At 38.7% G+C, this 16,545-nt stretch carries 18 protein-coding genes and 1 pseudogene; 2 read left to right on the top strand and 17 right to left on the bottom strand.

Annotated features, from left to right (window positions below):
* Positions 1-58: 58 nt before the first annotated feature.
* The 9 genes from QMF37_RS09935 to QMF37_RS09980 form a co-directional block, all read right to left on the bottom strand.
* A complete protein-coding gene (locus tag QMF37_RS09935; protein WP_071152855.1) occupies positions 59-664 on the bottom strand; it encodes a TetR/AcrR family transcriptional regulator in 606 nt (201 codons plus the stop codon).
* 22 nt (positions 665-686) lie between these two features.
* Positions 687-1,424 (bottom strand): GTP pyrophosphokinase, encoded by a 738-nt coding sequence (locus QMF37_RS09940; RefSeq protein ID WP_071152856.1) that lies wholly within the window; start codon positions 1,422-1,424, stop codon positions 687-689.
* 262 nt (positions 1,425-1,686) lie between these two features.
* Positions 1,687-2,163 (bottom strand): glutathione peroxidase, encoded by a 477-nt coding sequence (locus QMF37_RS09945; protein WP_071152857.1) that lies wholly within the window; start codon positions 2,161-2,163, stop codon positions 1,687-1,689.
* Between the two features lie 39 nt (positions 2,164-2,202).
* Positions 2,203-2,640, bottom strand: coding sequence for a MarR family winged helix-turn-helix transcriptional regulator (locus QMF37_RS09950; protein WP_071152858.1), 438 nt, complete (start codon positions 2,638-2,640; stop codon positions 2,203-2,205).
* Between the two features lie 23 nt (positions 2,641-2,663).
* Positions 2,664-3,083 (bottom strand): organic hydroperoxide resistance protein, encoded by a 420-nt coding sequence (locus tag QMF37_RS09955; protein WP_058384012.1) that lies wholly within the window; start codon positions 3,081-3,083, stop codon positions 2,664-2,666.
* A gap of 145 nt (positions 3,084-3,228) precedes the next feature.
* The gene (locus QMF37_RS09960; protein WP_071152859.1) at positions 3,229-3,786 is read right to left on the bottom strand and encodes a methyltransferase family protein; all 558 of its coding nucleotides are present in this window, start codon (positions 3,784-3,786) and stop codon (positions 3,229-3,231) included.
* 230 nt (positions 3,787-4,016) lie between these two features.
* Entirely contained in the window at positions 4,017-5,669 is a 1,653-nt protein-coding gene (locus QMF37_RS09965; RefSeq protein ID WP_071152860.1) for a b(o/a)3-type cytochrome-c oxidase subunit 1, read from the bottom strand.
* Positions 5,666-6,139, bottom strand: coding sequence for a cytochrome c oxidase subunit II (locus tag QMF37_RS09970; RefSeq protein ID WP_058384009.1), 474 nt, complete (start codon positions 6,137-6,139; stop codon positions 5,666-5,668). Before QMF37_RS09970 ends, QMF37_RS09965 begins: the two co-directional genes overlap by 4 nt.
* Positions 6,140-6,436: 297 nt before the next feature.
* Entirely contained in the window at positions 6,437-7,138 is a 702-nt protein-coding gene (locus QMF37_RS09980; RefSeq protein ID WP_071152862.1) for a Crp/Fnr family transcriptional regulator, read from the bottom strand.
* Between the two features lie 185 nt (positions 7,139-7,323).
* On the opposite strand from QMF37_RS09980, the gene QMF37_RS09985 reads away from it, so the two are divergent.
* Together QMF37_RS09985 and QMF37_RS09990 are read left to right on the top strand one after the other, a co-directional pair.
* Positions 7,324-7,788: a universal stress protein gene (locus tag QMF37_RS09985; protein ID WP_071152863.1), complete on the top strand. Its 465-nt coding sequence runs from the start codon at positions 7,324-7,326 to the stop codon at positions 7,786-7,788.
* Between the two features lie 367 nt (positions 7,789-8,155).
* Positions 8,156-9,502 carry a murein hydrolase activator EnvC family protein gene (locus QMF37_RS09990; protein WP_283478195.1) on the top strand — a complete coding sequence of 449 codons (1,347 nt, stop codon included), beginning with the start codon at positions 8,156-8,158 and terminating at the stop codon, positions 9,500-9,502.
* Between the two features lie 76 nt (positions 9,503-9,578).
* On the opposite strand, the gene QMF37_RS09995 is transcribed toward QMF37_RS09990, so the two are convergent.
* The 8 genes and pseudogenes from QMF37_RS09995 to QMF37_RS10030 all read right to left on the bottom strand — a co-directional run bounded on the left by QMF37_RS09995 (position 9,579) and on the right by QMF37_RS10030 (position 16,317).
* The gene (locus QMF37_RS09995; RefSeq protein ID WP_283478197.1) at positions 9,579-10,670 is read right to left on the bottom strand and encodes a low temperature requirement protein A; all 1,092 of its coding nucleotides are present in this window, start codon (positions 10,668-10,670) and stop codon (positions 9,579-9,581) included.
* A 206-nt stretch (positions 10,671-10,876) separates the two neighbouring features.
* Positions 10,877-11,821, bottom strand: coding sequence for a ring-cleaving dioxygenase (locus tag QMF37_RS10000; protein WP_283478199.1), 945 nt, complete (start codon positions 11,819-11,821; stop codon positions 10,877-10,879).
* 46 nt (positions 11,822-11,867) lie between these two features.
* Entirely contained in the window at positions 11,868-12,473 is a 606-nt protein-coding gene (locus QMF37_RS10005) for an alpha/beta hydrolase (protein ID WP_283478212.1), read from the bottom strand.
* 29 nt (positions 12,474-12,502) lie between these two features.
* A complete protein-coding gene (locus QMF37_RS10010) occupies positions 12,503-13,108 on the bottom strand; it encodes a flavin reductase family protein (protein WP_283478201.1) in 606 nt (201 codons plus the stop codon).
* Positions 13,109-13,152: 44 nt separating this feature from the next.
* A pseudogene (locus QMF37_RS10015) lies at positions 13,153-14,093 on the bottom strand (ring-cleaving dioxygenase).
* Positions 14,094-14,252: 159 nt separating this feature from the next.
* Entirely contained in the window at positions 14,253-14,795 is a 543-nt protein-coding gene (locus QMF37_RS10020) for an NADPH-dependent FMN reductase (protein ID WP_283478202.1), read from the bottom strand.
* 47 nt (positions 14,796-14,842) lie between these two features.
* Positions 14,843-15,826 (bottom strand): ring-cleaving dioxygenase, encoded by a 984-nt coding sequence (locus tag QMF37_RS10025; protein WP_283478204.1) that lies wholly within the window; start codon positions 15,824-15,826, stop codon positions 14,843-14,845.
* 59 nt (positions 15,827-15,885) lie between these two features.
* Positions 15,886-16,317 (bottom strand): MarR family winged helix-turn-helix transcriptional regulator, encoded by a 432-nt coding sequence (locus tag QMF37_RS10030; protein WP_283478206.1) that lies wholly within the window; start codon positions 16,315-16,317, stop codon positions 15,886-15,888.
* Positions 16,318-16,545 lie beyond the last annotated feature (228 nt).

Consider the following 16,545-nt stretch of genomic DNA (forward strand, 5'->3'; position numbering starts at 1 on the left):
TGCAACGATGAAGTACATCTTATCACATTAAGCCGTAAAATTAAACAAAATGTTCTTGTCAGACACGGGAAAGCCCTGTTCTCAACAACTTTAATTCCAATTCGTAATTTGCAATAGACTCATCAATCGTTAAGTTTTTAGCGAAGTATTCAATCCAATTCCTAACGGTCACCGAAATCATAATTTTAAGCAAATGGTATAGTTCTTTGTTTCCGGAAACGTTTAACTTGGTCGTATCGATCAAAAGGCTAATCGCTTGGAATTCTTCTGCAGACTCTTCTTCATTAACGATTTTGATAAATTTCGTCTCCACTTGTTCTGTCATGTTCAAAAGGACGTTTCGTTTAAAGTCGAGTAATTCTTCTTCTTTTACAGCAAATCGGTAAAATTCACTAATAGCTTGAAATAGATCCCCATTTTTTTTCTGCAATATTGCTCTGAAAATTTGTTTTTGTTCAACCGTGTAGCCATTCAGCAAGTAAAAATAAAGATCTTCTTTTCCTTCAAAATATTGATAAAAGCTGCCTCGAGAAATCCCCGCTGCTTTAACGATATTGGCAATAGAAGCCTCTGACAAAGATGCATTTGAGAATTCCTGTTTAGCTGCTCCAATCAAATGCTGTTGCTTGTTCTTAGGTAAATTATAAAAAGTTAGTTTTGGCATCGCTGTCTCCCTTTCTATCAACTTATGTCATTCTATTTAACGTGAAATTAGTTGGTAAACGGAACCGTTCTTTATCAATCAAAATCTCAGAAAGATCTTCATCATCACCAATCTGGTCTTTCAACTTATTCATACGCAGCTGAATTTTTTCCATTTTACGATCCAACTGTGCTGCTGAGTCTGCCGATTCTTTCAACTCTCTAATAATATCAACCGGAACTTCTTTATTGTATTTATAGTAGATCTTATGTTCGAGGCTGGCCCAGAAATCCATCGCAATGGTTCTGATTTGCACTTCTACACAAACTTCTTCCACGCGGTCCGACATAAAAACAGGAACCACGAGCAATAAATGCAAACTGCGGTAACCGTTTGGCTTCGGATTCTTGATATAATCCTTCACTTCAAGAACTTTTAAATCAGCTTGGTTTTGTAGCATTGTACTTAGCCGATAGATATCCGTTTCAAATGAACACGTAATTCGAATTCCCGCTATGTCTTTAATCGTCTTTTTAATATCTGAATGTGAAAGTTCGATTCCTTTTTTTGTCACTTTTTTCATAATGCTTTCAGGAGATTTAACTCTTGAACTGACATTTTCAATTGGATTATAGTCATGAACAAATTGGAATTCCTGCTGTAAGATATTAATTTTTGTATTTATTTCATCTAATGCGAACTTGTAGCCCATCATAAATCTCATAATTTCTTTTTGAGAATCTTTCATTTTTCGTAAGTCGTCTTTTATACTGGCTTCCATTTTGTTGTCTCCTTCAATTTTCAAACATCCACTTTATCCTTCTTCAACTATGAACCTGCTCTGCTCAATTTTGATTTTTCAGCGTACAATAGTAGTTTTATTTTTACATTTCTAAATCAAACGCACACCAGTGACACCTTGTCACTTTCACAAGTAAAGCTTAACATGACAGCATGTCATATGTCTAACAAGAAGTGACAACGTGTCATATTCACATACAAAAAAAGCCATGCCCAATCGAGTGGGCATGGCTCTTTGCTGGTTACTTGGAAAGTACTTTCTGAATGTCCTTTTCAAACGATTCAGGTGTATCTTTTGGAGAAAATCGTGAAACGATGTTACCGTTCTGGTCAATTAGAAATTTCGTGAAGTTCCATTTGATACCACTTGTCAAAAATCCTTTTGTGTTGCTAGTCAAATAGTTAAAAAGCGGATGTGCGTCTTCGCCGTTCACTTTTACTAAGTCATGCATAGGAAAAGTAACACCATATGTCATACGACAAGCTTCTTGCGCTTTTTCTCCAGTGGCTTCTTCTTGTTTAAATTGATTGGACGGAAAGCCTAAAACCACTAATCCTTGCTCCTTATAATCTTCGTACATTTTTTCTAAGCCATCAAACTGATCTTTCAGCCCACATTTTGTGGCGGTGTTAACAATTAACATCGCTTTTCCTTTGTATTCACTTAACTGATATTCTTCACCATTCGGTTTCGGTACGGCAATATCGTAAATATCCATCTGCCATCACTCCTTATTTAGTGATTCAAGTCATTTTCCTTACAAATCCATGGTTTTGAAAGCGGCATTCAACTCTTTTAAATTTTTCATCAACGCTATTGCGTTGACCCCCATAAAATTGCAGCTAGTGACTTTCTCAAAGACAGCTTGTTCAACCGCTAATTGTTCGCTTTTGGCCTTTTCCGTCAACGAAATGATAAATGCACGCTTATCCGTTTCGGACTGCTGTTTAATTAGCCTACCACGTTCAATCATCCGGTTAAGAATAGGATTTAACGTTCCTGTGCCAAGTCCTAGTCGCTCACCGATATTTTTTGTTAGCAGTTTGTCTTCATCCCATAGAACAAGCAACACGAGATACTGCGTAAATGTTAGGTTGAACGGCTCTAGTGCTTTAGCATACATTTTCGAAAAATTACTGGAAGCTTTATACACTTCAAAGCATAATTGCTGATCCAGTTTTGTTTGTTTTTCCATTCTTCTCTCACCTACATGAATTATTATAGAATGCTTAGTTCCACATCCACAGATCCTTGAATCGCTTTTGAGTACGGGCACGTATGATGTGCTTTTTCAACATATGTCCGCTTTAACTCTTCACTAATCCCAGTGATATCAACAACTAGTTTCACAGCTAGTTTCACACCGCCGTTGTCTTTATCCACAATCAGCGCAACAGTCGCGGTTACTTCGCTTTTCTCTATGTCCACTTTGTCGGCTTCTAGTACCAATTCCAACGCACTGTTAAAGCATGCACTATAGCCTGCCGCAAAAAGCTGCTCAGGATTTGTCGCAGTTGTTGCGCTTCCGCCAAGAGCTTGTGGTTTTGCTACGTCCATATAAAAAATGTTATCCGGTGAATAAACCGCTCCGTCTCTTCCGCCTGTATTAATCATTGTTGTTTCAAATAGTGTTTTCATTATATATGTTCCTCCATCCATTTATATCTTACACGATCTACATTAAATTATATCGTGTACGATGTAAAAGAAAATGCTCACACTTTCAATAAAAAGCTATTATTCTCCACAGAAGAAAATAATAGCTTTTGCTCAGATCTTATGATTAGTAAATAAACGGAATCAATCGCGCGCGCTGCTTCATCCACTGCTCATAATCAGACCCAAATTTCTCAATTAGCAACGCCTCTTCATAATTGATGCGTTGAAGTAATGCCCAAATCATGGCACTTCCTCCCACAACGGCTGCAATCATACTGCTAAAGAAAAGCGCCATGCCAATTGTGATCAACAACAAACCCGTATACAATGGATGCCGTAGCTTCTGGTAAGGCCCGGTACTGACGATTTCATCGCCTTCTCGAACTGTAACGTAACGTGTGAATTGTGTTTTCAAGTGTAAAATTCCCCAAAACCGTAAAAACACACCCGCAGCAAGTAAGATGACACCTACTAATTGCCCGACAACTACGAGTGATTCAAACAGTGCCAGTTCTTGCAATGCAAAAGCCACTAGAATTGTTGCGATCAAGACGCCGAAAATCGAAAAAAACGTACGTTTTTCCAACGAATCGCCTTGGCCAATCCCACGATTGCGAAAAATTAGAAATTCACTTAGCCAAAACACACTTATTGCTGTAAACAGCCATTCCAAAATCGTCATCGCATAAGCCCCAACTTCCTGTCTCTTTCTTTCCAATATATCGAAAGCTGTCACACAACACAATTGCGACTACTCATAAAATTAAAAAGACAGTCAAGAAATCACGTAAACTGATTTCTTGACTGCCTCCTGTTCAATCTTCTATAGAAGAGATTTCAACTAACATTGCAGTAAATGCGATAAACACAACCATTAACGATAAAACCATTGTGAACATTATTCTTCAACTCCTACCACGTTTTGAATCCTTCTGAGCCTGGCGGTGCATGTTGAATCATATGTGTTAATGGAATTGCATAGGCAAGTACAATGAGTGCCAAAGCAAGCCCAATCCAAATCCACCAATTTTCTAACCATTTTGGTGTATTGCTCATATCACTTTCAGCCATCGGAAACTCAACCCTATCTTTCGCTTCAACAGCTTTTGGCGAAAGGAACATCGTCATGACAACGATGTAAATCAAGATCATTGCCGACACAAATAAAATGCTGCCGCCAATTGCCATTGTGACATGATTGGTTAAAATACCATCGAACCATTCTGCTGAAGAGGGATGATTGTTATAACTAGAGTAAGCGGTTCTTCTTGGTGCTCCGAGAAGACCTAATAGATGCTGCGCTGTCGACATTAATAGCATCCCGATAGACCACGTGATAATTTGCACCAGTCCTAAAACTTTCATAGATTTAGTAAATTTACGACCCGTTAAATAGGGAATCAGCCAAAATGTTACGCCCATAAATGTCATCGCTACCGGAGTTCCTACAGTAATGTGGAAATGTCCAACAATCCATAATGTATTATGAACCACTTCGTTTAACTGGAAACTTGCATTGATAATTCCGCCAGCTCCACCGGGAATAAAGAACAGCATGGCGATAAAAATAGACGTAAAGCGAATATCTTTCCAAGGCAATTTCGTAAACCAACCGAAAAGACCTTTGCCGCCGTTTTTACGACCTGCAATTTCAAACGTTGCAAACATCGAAAATGCCGTCATCAAGGACGGAACGATGACCATAAATGTTAAAACAACCTGAAGGAATTTCCAAAAATTTGAGATACCGGGTTCTGTCAACTGATGATGAAAACCAACTGGAATTGAAAATAAGATAAACAGAACGAAAGACAACCGTGCTAGAGAATCACTGAATACTTTTACACCTAGTAGTTTTGGTACAATTACGTACCAAGCCATATAGGCTGGTAGCAACCAAAAATAGACAAGTGGATGACCAAAATACCAAAATAAAGAGCGGCTAAGTTCGACGTCAATTGTATCGGTCCACCCGAACGCCCACGGAATGTATTGGAAAAGCACAGTCGCTACAACACCTAGACATGCGATGATCCACATAATTATGGTGGTAATGGTCATAAAGGCAAACAAAGGACTCAATTGACCTTTGTTATTTTTACGCCATACGCGGTAATGACCGACCAATGCGAAACTGCTAATCCACGTTCCAATAATGACCAACGCAAGTCCGACATAGAAAAAGCCGCTTGCTTTTAAAGGTGCATAAAATGTATACATGACGGAGGCTTGTCCAGAAATGATCATGACCGTTGCCATAACAGTCCCAAGCAACGTCACCCAAAAACCAATCCAAGAAAACAAGCGAACTTTAGGTCCAAAGCTGCCTAAGCTTTTACTCATACCTGTAATAAAAAATCCAAAAATAAAAAATGTCGTATAAATAAGTGCCAGTAAAACACCATGTGCCGTTAAAATCTGATAATAATCTAACCACGCTGGTAATTGAAGTGCATCATTTCGGATAAATACTTGAAGAAGTCCACATAAAGTTCCGATTAAAAAGGCAGCATACGCGACACCAATATTCCATAAAGCAATTTTGCGATCTTGCAAAGCAATCATTCTTCATACACCTCTATTTCTGTATACATCATATGGTGACCAGTCCCACAGTATTCATTGCAAAGAATCAAATACGTACCGGGCTTTTCAAACGTGTAAGATTTTGTCGTAATGCGACCTGGAACGACCATCATATTGACTTTCGTGTTATCAATTGTAAAACTGTGAACTACATCGGTGCTGGTCACTTTAAAAATAACTTCCTTGCCCACTGGAACTTTCAATTCCGGTGCGGTGTATCCAAAGGCCATCGCCACAATTGTTGCTTGATAGGTGTCGTCATCTAATTGAGTAACGCCCGGATTGTCAAACGGTGCCGTTTCATTTACCTTTTTGGGATCAATGGTTTCCATTCCTCCAGCAGGTGTGTGATTCTGAGAAAATGCACTCACTCCTACTACGCTTAAAAATACAACTAGAGATGCGATCCCTAACGCGAGCCAAATTTTTTCATACTTATGCAAATGCATATTAACCTACTCCTTTCGTCATTTCTTAACGAGCTACATACAACAAATAAACAGCGACCCACATCACCACAATGATTACTCCCACGATAAGAACACTTGCGAAAGTTCCTTTAAGGTTCGTCTCCGGCTCTTGCTTTTCTTGACGCATTTTCCCTCACCTCTTATTCCTATCATCATTACTTTTAGACTATGCTATCTTGAGGTTTCACACTGTGATATTTCTCACACTGCACATCTTTTTTTAACAAATTCACAAATTCACAACAAAAAAAGCCTGCCACATGGGCAGGCGTTTCACTAATCGATTTTGCATAGGTAAATGGGACAGTTTTCACAATTTGTTTCTGTTTTTAAATATTCCATATCATGAAGAAGAATTTTTCCTTCAGACAAGCTCAGTGTTCCATTTTTTTTCAAATTTCCGAGTAGACGATTAACTACTTCTCTCGTCATCCCACAAAAATTAGCCAGCTCTTGATTTGTCAGCACCATATCAATCAAAATACCTTTTTCTGTTTCAACTCCGTAGCTATTGGATAGCCTGATTAACGTTGAATACAAAGCTCCTTTTTTACCATGAAGCAATAAATCACGAAACTTTGTTTGGGTTTTTTGCTGATCGATGCCCATCCATTTCATAAAATTCATCGCAAGCTGACTATTCAGTAGCAATGCCTCTTCTAAATCTTTCATCCCTATATGAAAGCATACGGTCTCTTCAACTGCACGAGCATCTAACATATATGTGGGTGCTTCCGAAAAAATAGTGACTTCACCGACGAGCTGATCTGGACCGCAAATTTTTAGCGTAAGTTCACGACCGTTCGGCGTCACTTTTTCAATGCTAATTTTACCAGAGCGAATAATAAAAATTCCTTCGACCCTATCTCCTTCACGAAACAAGTAATGAGCCTTTTTAAATTCTTTAACTTGATGGCGGATAGACAGCAATTCTTCTATTCCTGTCAACGACTTCGTGCTTTCACTGCTTTTTTTCATCTCGCACCAGCCTCTCCTGCTGTTTTCCGAACTGTTCAGTTTGACTCATCTTATCATAAATCTCTTGTTATTTATTCGGAACTTCACCATTTGGACATCTATCATGGAAAGATTATGACAAATAAGAAGGAACTCCTTTAACTTATAGCGAATCACTAGCTATAGAGACGAGGAGGAATCGCAAAATGACGTTAAAATATTCGAATATTTTAGTAGCAGTAGATGGCTCTGAGGAATCAGAACTTGCTTTTAGAAAAGGTGCAGCCGCAGCTACGCGCAATAACGCCACTTTGCACTTGGTTCATATCATCGATAATCGATCGTTCGGTTCTATCGAAGCTTACGATCGCACCATTGCAGATCGGACGAAAAAAACTTCTGAAGAATTATTAGGTAAGTACAAAGAAGAAGCATTAGCTGCTGGTGTTGAAAATGTAAATGTCATCATTGAATATGGTGTACCTAAAATCGTTATTCCAAAAGAATTAGCACCCAAACTAAATGCTGACGTTATTATTTGTGGAGCAACTGGCTTAAATGCCGCTGAGCGATTCATAATGGGCAGCGTCTCTGAAAGAATCGTTCGCACAGCTAAATGTGATGTGTTAATCGTTCGAAGAGAACAAACCGACTTATTAGCAACCGACTAACAACAGCCTTCTCCCATAAATTTGGGAGAAGGTTTTTTTGACTAGTCACTCTCTACCACAACTCCCCCTCATAATCATCCTCCATATTAATCATTCAATTAATTAGAAAAAATATAATTTTCAAAAAACGTAAGCTATATGAACGTTTTTTCATTATTAAATGACAATTTACTATTATTTCGTGATGTTTTGTCATGTTCGAATTCAAATTGATAAGAAACTGTAATAATAAATAGGTTTATGCGGTGTTACAATAAGTCTGCTGGATTTTTCCTGAACGAAACAACTGGGCAGGAAAATTCTCATTAAGTAAAATTTTTTAAAACAACTCATAGATAGTCACGGACAACGAAAGGGGAGCAAAAGCTTGAATACATTATCTAAATTTCTAACGATCGCTTTATCGGCTGTGTTGGCTTTAACGATGTTTTTGCCTGCTGCAAGCGCAGATAAATTAAGCGATTTAGAGAAACAACAGCAAGAGGTTAAGCAAAAGCAAAGCGAGTTAAACTCCGGTATCCAACAAAAAACAAACGAAATTTCTCAAAACCAAACCACGCTCGAGAAAATCATCGCAAAAATCCGCGAGTTGGATAATCAACTCATCGAAACACAAGACAAAATCGACGTTGCTCAAGCAGAAATCGACCAAACAAAAGTTGAAATCGACGAATTGCAAAAATCGATTAAAGAACTTGAACGAAAAATTGCAGAACGCGAAGAACTTTTAAAAGAACGTGCACGTGCCATTCAATTAAGTGGTGGATCAGTAGACTACATAGATGTGCTTCTTGGCGCAAATAGTTTTGTTGATTTCATTGACCGCTTTTCAGCAGTCAACATCTTAATCGAAGCAGATCGTGAAATCATGCGTGAACAAGCAGCAGACAAAAAACTTCTTGCTGAACAAAAAGCGGAAGTAGAAACAAAGTTAGCCGAGCAGGAAGCTCAAAAAGCGGAATTAGTCAATTTGAAAAATTCACTAGCCTCTCAGAAAAAAGCTCAAGCAAAACTTGAAAAAGACTTAAAAGCAGAACAAGCACGTTTAGCTAAAGAAAAATCAACGCTTGAAACAAAACATAGTGAAACACTAGATATCAGTGCAGCTCTTGAAAAGAAAATTGGTGCAGAACAAGCACGCCTGGCAGAAGTCGCACGTAAAGCAGAAGTCGCACGTTTAGCTAAAGAAGCTGCTGCACGTAAAGCGGAAGCTCAGCGTCAAGCATCAGCATCAGCATCGGCATCAGCATCAGCATCAGCTACAGCACCTGTACAAGCGGTAGCTCCACCTGCTTCTAGCGCAGGCAGTTCCACATTTATCTTACCTGCATCTGGACGCTTTACTTCTGGCTTTGGCGGAAGAGACATCGGCGTAGGCGCAGAATCCCATCTCGGAATGGATATTGCGAACGTAACTGGAACACCTATCTCTGCTGCAGCTAGCGGAATCGTTTCTTATGCTGGCAACATGAGCGGATACGGCAACGTTGTGATCGTTACCCATTCTATTAATGGTCAAACACACGCTACGGTATACGCTCATATGAATTCCATCAACGTATCAGTAGGTCAATCTGTTTCACAAGGTCAACAAGTAGGCGGCATGGGTAGCACTGGTCGCTCGACTGGTACACACCTTCACTTTGAAATTCACGTAGGACCTTGGAATGGCGCACGTTCAAACGCTGTTAACCCTTCTCCTTACGTACGATAATCGTCAAAACCTCGACTTCTCAAATGGGAAGTCGGGGTTTTTCTTTTTCTTCAAGTTGTTATAGTTAAATGAGTCATTACTTAGTCGTAATATACGTGTAGATTACGAAGAACACCAGCAGTTCACTCAATAAAATAATTTCTTCAACAGGAATCAATAAATTAAAGATTAAAAACAACGCTAAAATAGAAATAAAGAATAGTAAATGCCATACTTTCAATCGATGTTCCGGCATACGGTATTTATGGAAAACCACTGTTGTCGATAAGAAATAAACAAAGGCTGTTCCATAAGTCAGCATTAATAAGAAGCTTGGATCTACTTGATACAAATAACTCATCCGAATGACAGCAGCGAACAAGCTCATGGACATTAAAATAAATAAATGACCATATATAATGATTTGACCAGACGTACGAATTTCTTTATCGATTTTCTTTTCAAGGTTGTCGAAATATTGCCACCACATGGCAATGATCAATAAAAATGCTAGCAAAATAATTGATACTTCACTCCATAAAAACCCTTCTGTTTCAAATATGGCGACAAGACTAACAATCGACTCTCCAAATAAAATAATTGTTAATAAGCCAAATCGCTCTAATAAATGTGGCGTATTAACCGGAACTTTTTTCAAGTGTTTTCGGCTTAAGATAGGGACTAAAATGTCTACAAAAATACCTAAATACAAGAAGAAATACCGAATCCAAGAATCGAAAAATAAAGATAACAGCGAGATGGTTATACCGATTAAAAAGCCATATCCTAGTCTTTTAGCCACTTGGTACTCTTCACCATGCACTTCACGCATCGTGTACAAGTATTGGATAGATGTTACTAAACGAACACCTATATAGCCGATTAAAAATGGCATGTAATAGCTATCAAAATCAGGTGATAAACTTGCAGTCAGTACGACCATGAAAAACATTTGTAAAATCATAAATAAGCGATGGGATAATCTATCTTCTCCGAAGCGATTGGTATACAGTGTGTGACCTACCCATGACCACCAAATCGGGATAAATATAAGGACAAACTTTAAAAGAAATTCTATAGGAATTACTCCGTCTTCTAGATGGAGCAATACATGTGTTGCTTTTGCTATAGCGGCAACAAAAATTAAATCAAAAAATAATTCTAACCACAATACGGGTTTGTGAGTCATTCGTTTTCACTCCTTACGTGCGTGAATTTATAATAAAATCCTTTAGTTCTCTTAAAATTATATAGTTTTTACAAAGGATCCGCATTGCTCCTTTGTAATTTAGTTTTCACCTTCTTTTAATGAGCGAAACTAAAGGGCTAAACGATTTGATTTTCGTTTAGCCCCCAGCTACAACCCATATAGAATTTAATCGCTTTAGTTAATGATTACTTTGTTGTATCAACTGAACGAACTTTAAATGGGATAAGAGATTCTTTTACTTTTTCACGGTGCTGCTCGTATTGTGGAGGCAACATTAAGTTTTCTCCCATTGTTTCAAGTGATTCATCGTGTGCAAACCCTGGAGGATCTGTTGCGATTTCAAACAAGATTTCTCCGTGTTCTCTAAAGTAAATGGCATTGAAATAATTGCGGTCTTTTACTTCAGTTACACCAAATCCTTGGTTGCGAACAAATTCTTGCCATTCCACTTGATCTTGATCGTCATTTGCACGCCAAGCAATGTGGTGCACAGTTCCAACACCCATTTCTCCGCGACCAAGAGGTGTCGCTTTCAAGTCGATGATATTGCCAATTTCACTAGAAGAACGGAAACGGATTAAGTCGCCTTCTTCTCCAACTTTCTCAAGTCCCATCACTTCTTCAAGCGTTTTTGCCGTTTGCTCTGGACGTGCCGAAAGTAAAGTGGCACCTGCAAATCCTTTAATCGCGACTTCTGGAGTAACATCTCCAAATGCAAAATCATTTTGTTTTCCAGCTTGTCGTTCTACCAACTCAAGTTGTAAGCCGTGAGGATCTTCAAATATAACGTACGTTTCGTTAAAACGTTGTTCTTTTGCAAAGTTGATGTTGAGTTTTCCTAAACGATTTTCCCAGAATGACAATGCGCCAGTTGGCACAACAAACGAGATAACGCCAACTTGCCCTGCTCCAATTTTCCCTTGAAATGCATTTGCCCACGGGAAAAACGTAATAATCGTTCCAGGTTCGCCGCCTTGGTTTCCAAAATACAAGTGGTATGTTCCTGGGTCATCAAAGTTTACCGTTTTTTTAACTAATCTTAAACCAAGTACACCCGCATAAAAATCAACGTTTTCTTGCGGGTGCCCTACGATTGCTGTTATATGATGAATTCCAGTAGTTTTTTTCATATTATTTTCTCCTCTATTACGCAAACTTTTTATTTGGTTTGTCTTTTTAAAATCTATCGTTATACCATTGTCTTGCAGCTTCTACTTCACTTCCGGTTAATTGGTGGCCATTGTTTTCCCAATGAACTTCCACAGAAGCTTTTGCAGATTTCAGCATCTCATGAAGTTCTTCTGCTTCTTTTACCGGTGAAATCGGATCATTCGTTCCGGCTGCGATAAAGACTTTTCTTCCTGAAAGGTCTGGCAGTTCAATATTGCGTAATGGCACCATTGGGTGATGTAAAATAGCGCCTGTTATTGCATCTTTAAAGTGATATAACAAACTTGCTGCGATGTTTGCACCATTTGAATAGCCAATAGCGACGATGTTATTGCGGTCAAATTCATATTTCGCTGCCGCTTCATCTAAAAATTCATTGAGTTCATTCGTACGGAATACTAAATCCTCTTCATCAAATACGCCTTCGCTTAAGCGTCTGAAGAACCGAGGCATGCCTTGTTCTGAAACATTTCCTCGGACACTAAGGACAGATGCTTCTGAGTCAATCATCGATGCAAGTGACAAGAGTGAATTTTCATTTCCGCCTGTTCCGTGTAATAACAATAATACTGGTTTTTCTGGATTTGTTCCTTTTCTAAAAACATGTTCCATTTTCATTTATTATTCCTCTTTTCTTTTTATTATTTTGGTCTTTCGATTGAAAAAATTTCGCCTATATGCGCATAATTTGTACCTGCTAAACGGCTAACTGCCCCTAATCCTCTAGGATCAATGCGACCACTTTCATATATTTCTTTATCCACATGAAATTGAATGACTTCTCCAATAAACAAATCACTACCAGGTTCATCTCCACCTAATGGGATGGCTTGTACTAAACGACATTCCATACGTACCTTCGCTTCTTTTACGCCAGGTACTGAAATTTCTGTACTCGGAACGAGCGTTAAATCAGCTTTTTCTATTTCACTTTCTGACGGTGGCAAAGATGCTGCTGTTTCATTGATTTTTGCAACATTTTCATCATCTACGATATGCACTACGAATTCGCCCGAATCATAAATGTTTCGTGCCGTGTCTTTCAATTTATCAGTCGGGCGTTGTATCGCTACAGATACCATTGGCGGATTTGAAGAGACGATGTTGAAATAACTAAATGGTGCTCCATTCACAACACCTGATTCAGATTGTGTAGTGATAAATGCAATTGGTCTCGGAATAATGGAACCAATTAATAGTTTATAATTGTCTCGCTCGCTATTTTCTTTCGGATTGATCGAAATCATTGTGAATTACCTCTTTTCTATTTGAGTATAGAATATGGATTAAGTTATTCAATTGGTTCTAACATTTCTTCAATTTCAGCTCTTCTATCTTCTAGAAAAGGTGGTAAGTCCAGATTTTCCCCTAACAACTCGATTGTTGAATCGATTGTAAAACCAGGTCCGTCTGTTGTCATCTCAAACAAGATTCCGTTTTCATCTCTGAAATACAAACTCTCAAAATAATAACGGTCGATTATTTTCGTGACTTTTAAGCCGAAGTCTATAATCTTTTGTTCCCATTCTCTTAGTTCCTCGCCGTCTTTCACGCGAATCGCCAAGTGATGAATACTCCCTTTTCCAGGCTTTTCTTTTGGCCCATCTTGTTCAATAATCACGATTTCTCCAAATGCTCGCCCTTTAATGGATTGATAAACAGCTTCATGATCTTGTTCTGAAGCAAGTTCATAGCCCAATAAGTCTGATAATACATTCGCCAAACTTTGTTTTGACTGAACCGTCATTTCCACTGCACCCATTCCTAATATTCGGTGTTCAGATGGAAGCTCCGATTCTTGCCATTCTTGCCAATGGTCCGGGACGTCTTCACCATTATTGTTCAATAGAACTAGTCGCAACCCTTCGCCATCTTCAAAATAAAGCGCTTCTCGACCAGCATAGTTAGTGATTTCTCCATGTTTTATATCAAGGGATTCAAATCTTTTTTCCAATACAGTAAACTGTCGTAAGAAGGAACAAGCAGGCCGATGCGCGTGATCGCGTTTGTTCCACGTTTTGTTCTACCAACCATTGGAATTTCAAAGAAAGAGAGTTCGGTACCGGCACTTCCGGTTAAGTCACCATAAAATAAATGATACATACTTGGATCTTCCTGGTTAACCGTCTTTTTCACTCGACGCAAGCCCAATATTTCTCTGTAAAAATGATCTGTTTCATGTGCTTTTTTAGTAACCATCGAAATATGATGATGTCCTTCAATTTTATTCATCATTACCTCCCTTTCTTTGAAAAAACGTCTTTTGGCTTTTTCTTCATAAATTCTCAGCAAAACCTTTGAGCGAATTCAAACGTTTTGCTCAATTTTTATAATGAATCACAGAATGCACATAAACAATTATGCATTCTGTGATCTTTTGTGAAACTCAGCTTAACGAATTGTTTTCAACGCTGTTGCCCAAGGAATCACTTGGTCTAACATTTGGTTCACCGAGTCTGCTTGAACCGGTGCTGCTTTTAAAACAGAACCGTTTTCAAAGTCAGTGAACAATGATAACGCTGGGTGTACACGTACGTCCGCTACAGACAATTCGCCTAAAATGCCACGTAAATGTTCAGCTGCGCGTGCGCCACCAACTGAACCATACGAAACGATTCCGGCTGCTTTATTGTTCCATTCTGCGCGTAAGTAATCCAATGCATTTTTCAACGACCCCGTGATGGAATGGTTGTATTCTTGTGTAATAAAGACAAAGCCGTCTTGTTTTGCGATGGCTTCAGACCATGCGGCAGCACCTGATGCATCTGTACCTTCTTCACCAAGCAGTGGCAATTTGTAGTCTGCAATGTCAATGACTGTATAGTTCGCATCTCCGCGTTTGTCTGCTAATTCTTTTACCCAGTTGCCTACTTGTGGGCTTAAGCGTCCTTCACGTGTTGATCCTAAAATAATACCGATGTTTAAGTTTGTCATTATTATTTCCTCCTCAAATTTGGTTCCAATTAATTTACTAGATAAGTTTATAAATATTCTTTCTCAAATGTGCGTGTGCTGCGCACTGTGTCAATTGGGCGAACTAATTTTTCGATTCTCTCGCGTTCACCTTCTAAGAATGGTGGTAGAGATAGTTTTTCTCCTACTGTTTCGTATGGCTCATCGCCCATGAATCCTGGGCCATCTGTTGCCCACTCGAATAAAACTCCTGGCGCGACGCGTGCATACAACGATTCAAAGAAGAAACGATCGACATAACCTGAAGTATGGAATCCTTGATGTTGCATATGGTTGATCCACTCTTCTAAGACGTTTCGATCTGCCACACGGAAGGCGGCGTGGTGGACAGTCCCAAAACCTTGACGACCTTGTGGCAATAATTTATTGTGCTCAACAATGACTTGTGCACCGTTACCGCCTTCTCCGATTTCAAACAAATAGAACGAGCCCTCTTTAGCGATTTGGCGCATTAACATCGCTTTTTCCAATACTTCTTTGAATGCATCAAAATCAGCGATGCGGATATGAACAGGTCCTAATCCTGTAATGGCGAACTCAAGTGGTACCGGTCCATTTTGCCACGGTGTACCCGATGCTACCCCTTTGTTTGTTTCATCAGAAATTAGCATATATTGCTGATCGTCAAAATCAACAAATGAAATGGTTTTTTTACCGAATACTTCTTGAATGCCTTTATGAGCAACTTCGTATTTATCAAAACGTTTAATCCAGTAGTCGAGTGCAGCATCAGTCGGCACGCGGAATGCAGTTTTGTAAATTTCGTTCGTTCCGTGCGTTCCTTTCGGGATATTCGGGAAGTCAAAGAACGTCATATCGGTTCCAGCTGATCCTTTATCATCTGCGAAGAATAAGTGGTACGTTTGGATATCATCTTGGTTAACGGTTTTCTTCACTAAGCGCATTCCTAATACGTACGTGAAAAATTCATAATTTTTTTCAGCTGAGCTCGTAATCGCAGTTACGTGGTGGATTCCTTTTAGTTCGTTCATGAGTCATTCTCCTCTTCCATTTATTTTATCTCGAATTCGAGATAAATACTTAAAAAAAATTAAATTTTCTTTGCTTGATAACCAATTTTTTTAACACTTTCAATCAATGTTGCTACTTCAGATGGTTCAATGTCCTGGAACACTTCATTGATAGCTTTTTCGTGATCCGGGAATATTTTCTTCATTAAATCTTGTCCTTCTTCTGTCAGCTCGACGAACGTTACACGTCGATCAGCAGAGCACGCATTTCGAACAACGTAATTTTTTGCTTCCAGTTTATCAATAACATAAGTGATGCTATTGGCAATCAATGCTTTTTTACCAATAAGTTGTATTGGCTGACTTCCTTGGTGGTACAGTAACTCCAATACCGAAAATTCGGTTGGGTTCAAACCATACTGGGCGACATCCTTTTTTATAACTTCATGAAGAGCATCTGTTGCCCGTATTAAAACAGTTAAAGCTTTTAAATTTATATTCGACAATTCCATTAGATCCACCTCATTTCTCTCAAATTAATTTATCTTTAATTAATTTATCTTTAATATGAGATAATAATATCATGGCGAATAAAATTCGTCAACACTTTTAATTGAGTTAATTTCATAATTCCGAGCCCTTGCGGCTCTAAGTGTAATATCTCAAGAAAATAGAGCACCTCCCCAAATCCTGTATAATGGTAGTCACCACAACATACACAAACAGGAGGGAAAGCGCTC

It is taken from the genome of Planococcus sp. S3-L1, from assembly GCF_030063085.1.
GTDB classification, from domain to species: Bacteria; Bacillota; Bacilli; order Bacillales_A; family Planococcaceae; genus Planococcus; species Planococcus kocurii.

What these genes read in the sequence shown, in the direction of transcription:
- QMF37_RS09935 (WP_071152855.1), bottom strand. Translation starts at nt 664, where the DNA reads ATGCCAAAACTAACTTTTTATAATTTACCTAAGAACAAGCAACAGCAT.
- QMF37_RS09940 (WP_071152856.1), bottom strand. Translation starts at nt 1,424, where the DNA reads ATGGAAGCCAGTATAAAAGACGACTTACGAAAAATGAAAGATTCTCAA.
- QMF37_RS09945 (WP_071152857.1), bottom strand. Translation starts at nt 2,163, where the DNA reads ATGGATATTTACGATATTGCCGTACCGAAACCGAATGGTGAAGAATAT.
- QMF37_RS09950 (WP_071152858.1), bottom strand. Translation starts at nt 2,640, where the DNA reads ATGGAAAAACAAACAAAACTGGATCAGCAATTATGCTTTGAAGTGTAT.
- QMF37_RS09955 (WP_058384012.1), bottom strand. Translation starts at nt 3,083, where the DNA reads ATGAAAACACTATTTGAAACAACAATGATTAATACAGGCGGAAGAGAC.
- QMF37_RS09960 (WP_071152859.1), bottom strand. Translation starts at nt 3,786, where the DNA reads ATGACGATTTTGGAATGGCTGTTTACAGCAATAAGTGTGTTTTGGCTA.
- QMF37_RS09965 (WP_071152860.1), bottom strand. Translation starts at nt 5,669, where the DNA reads ATGATTGCTTTGCAAGATCGCAAAATTGCTTTATGGAATATTGGTGTC.
- QMF37_RS09970 (WP_058384009.1), bottom strand. Translation starts at nt 6,139, where the DNA reads ATGCATTTGCATAAGTATGAAAAAATTTGGCTCGCGTTAGGGATCGCA.
- QMF37_RS09980 (WP_071152862.1), bottom strand. Translation starts at nt 7,138, where the DNA reads ATGAAAAAAAGCAGTGAAAGCACGAAGTCGTTGACAGGAATAGAAGAA.
- QMF37_RS09985 (WP_071152863.1), top strand. Translation starts at nt 7,324, where the DNA reads ATGACGTTAAAATATTCGAATATTTTAGTAGCAGTAGATGGCTCTGAG.
- QMF37_RS09995 (WP_283478197.1), bottom strand. Translation starts at nt 10,670, where the DNA reads ATGACTCACAAACCCGTATTGTGGTTAGAATTATTTTTTGATTTAATT.
- QMF37_RS10000 (WP_283478199.1), bottom strand. Translation starts at nt 11,821, where the DNA reads ATGAAAAAAACTACTGGAATTCATCATATAACAGCAATCGTAGGGCAC.
- QMF37_RS10005 (WP_283478212.1), bottom strand. Translation starts at nt 12,473, where the DNA reads ATGGAACATGTTTTTAGAAAAGGAACAAATCCAGAAAAACCAGTATTA.
- QMF37_RS10010 (WP_283478201.1), bottom strand. Translation starts at nt 13,108, where the DNA reads ATGATTTCGATCAATCCGAAAGAAAATAGCGAGCGAGACAATTATAAA.
- QMF37_RS10020 (WP_283478202.1), bottom strand. Translation starts at nt 14,795, where the DNA reads ATGACAAACTTAAACATCGGTATTATTTTAGGATCAACACGTGAAGGA.
- QMF37_RS10025 (WP_283478204.1), bottom strand. Translation starts at nt 15,826, where the DNA reads ATGAACGAACTAAAAGGAATCCACCACGTAACTGCGATTACGAGCTCA.
- QMF37_RS10030 (WP_283478206.1), bottom strand. Translation starts at nt 16,317, where the DNA reads ATGGAATTGTCGAATATAAATTTAAAAGCTTTAACTGTTTTAATACGG.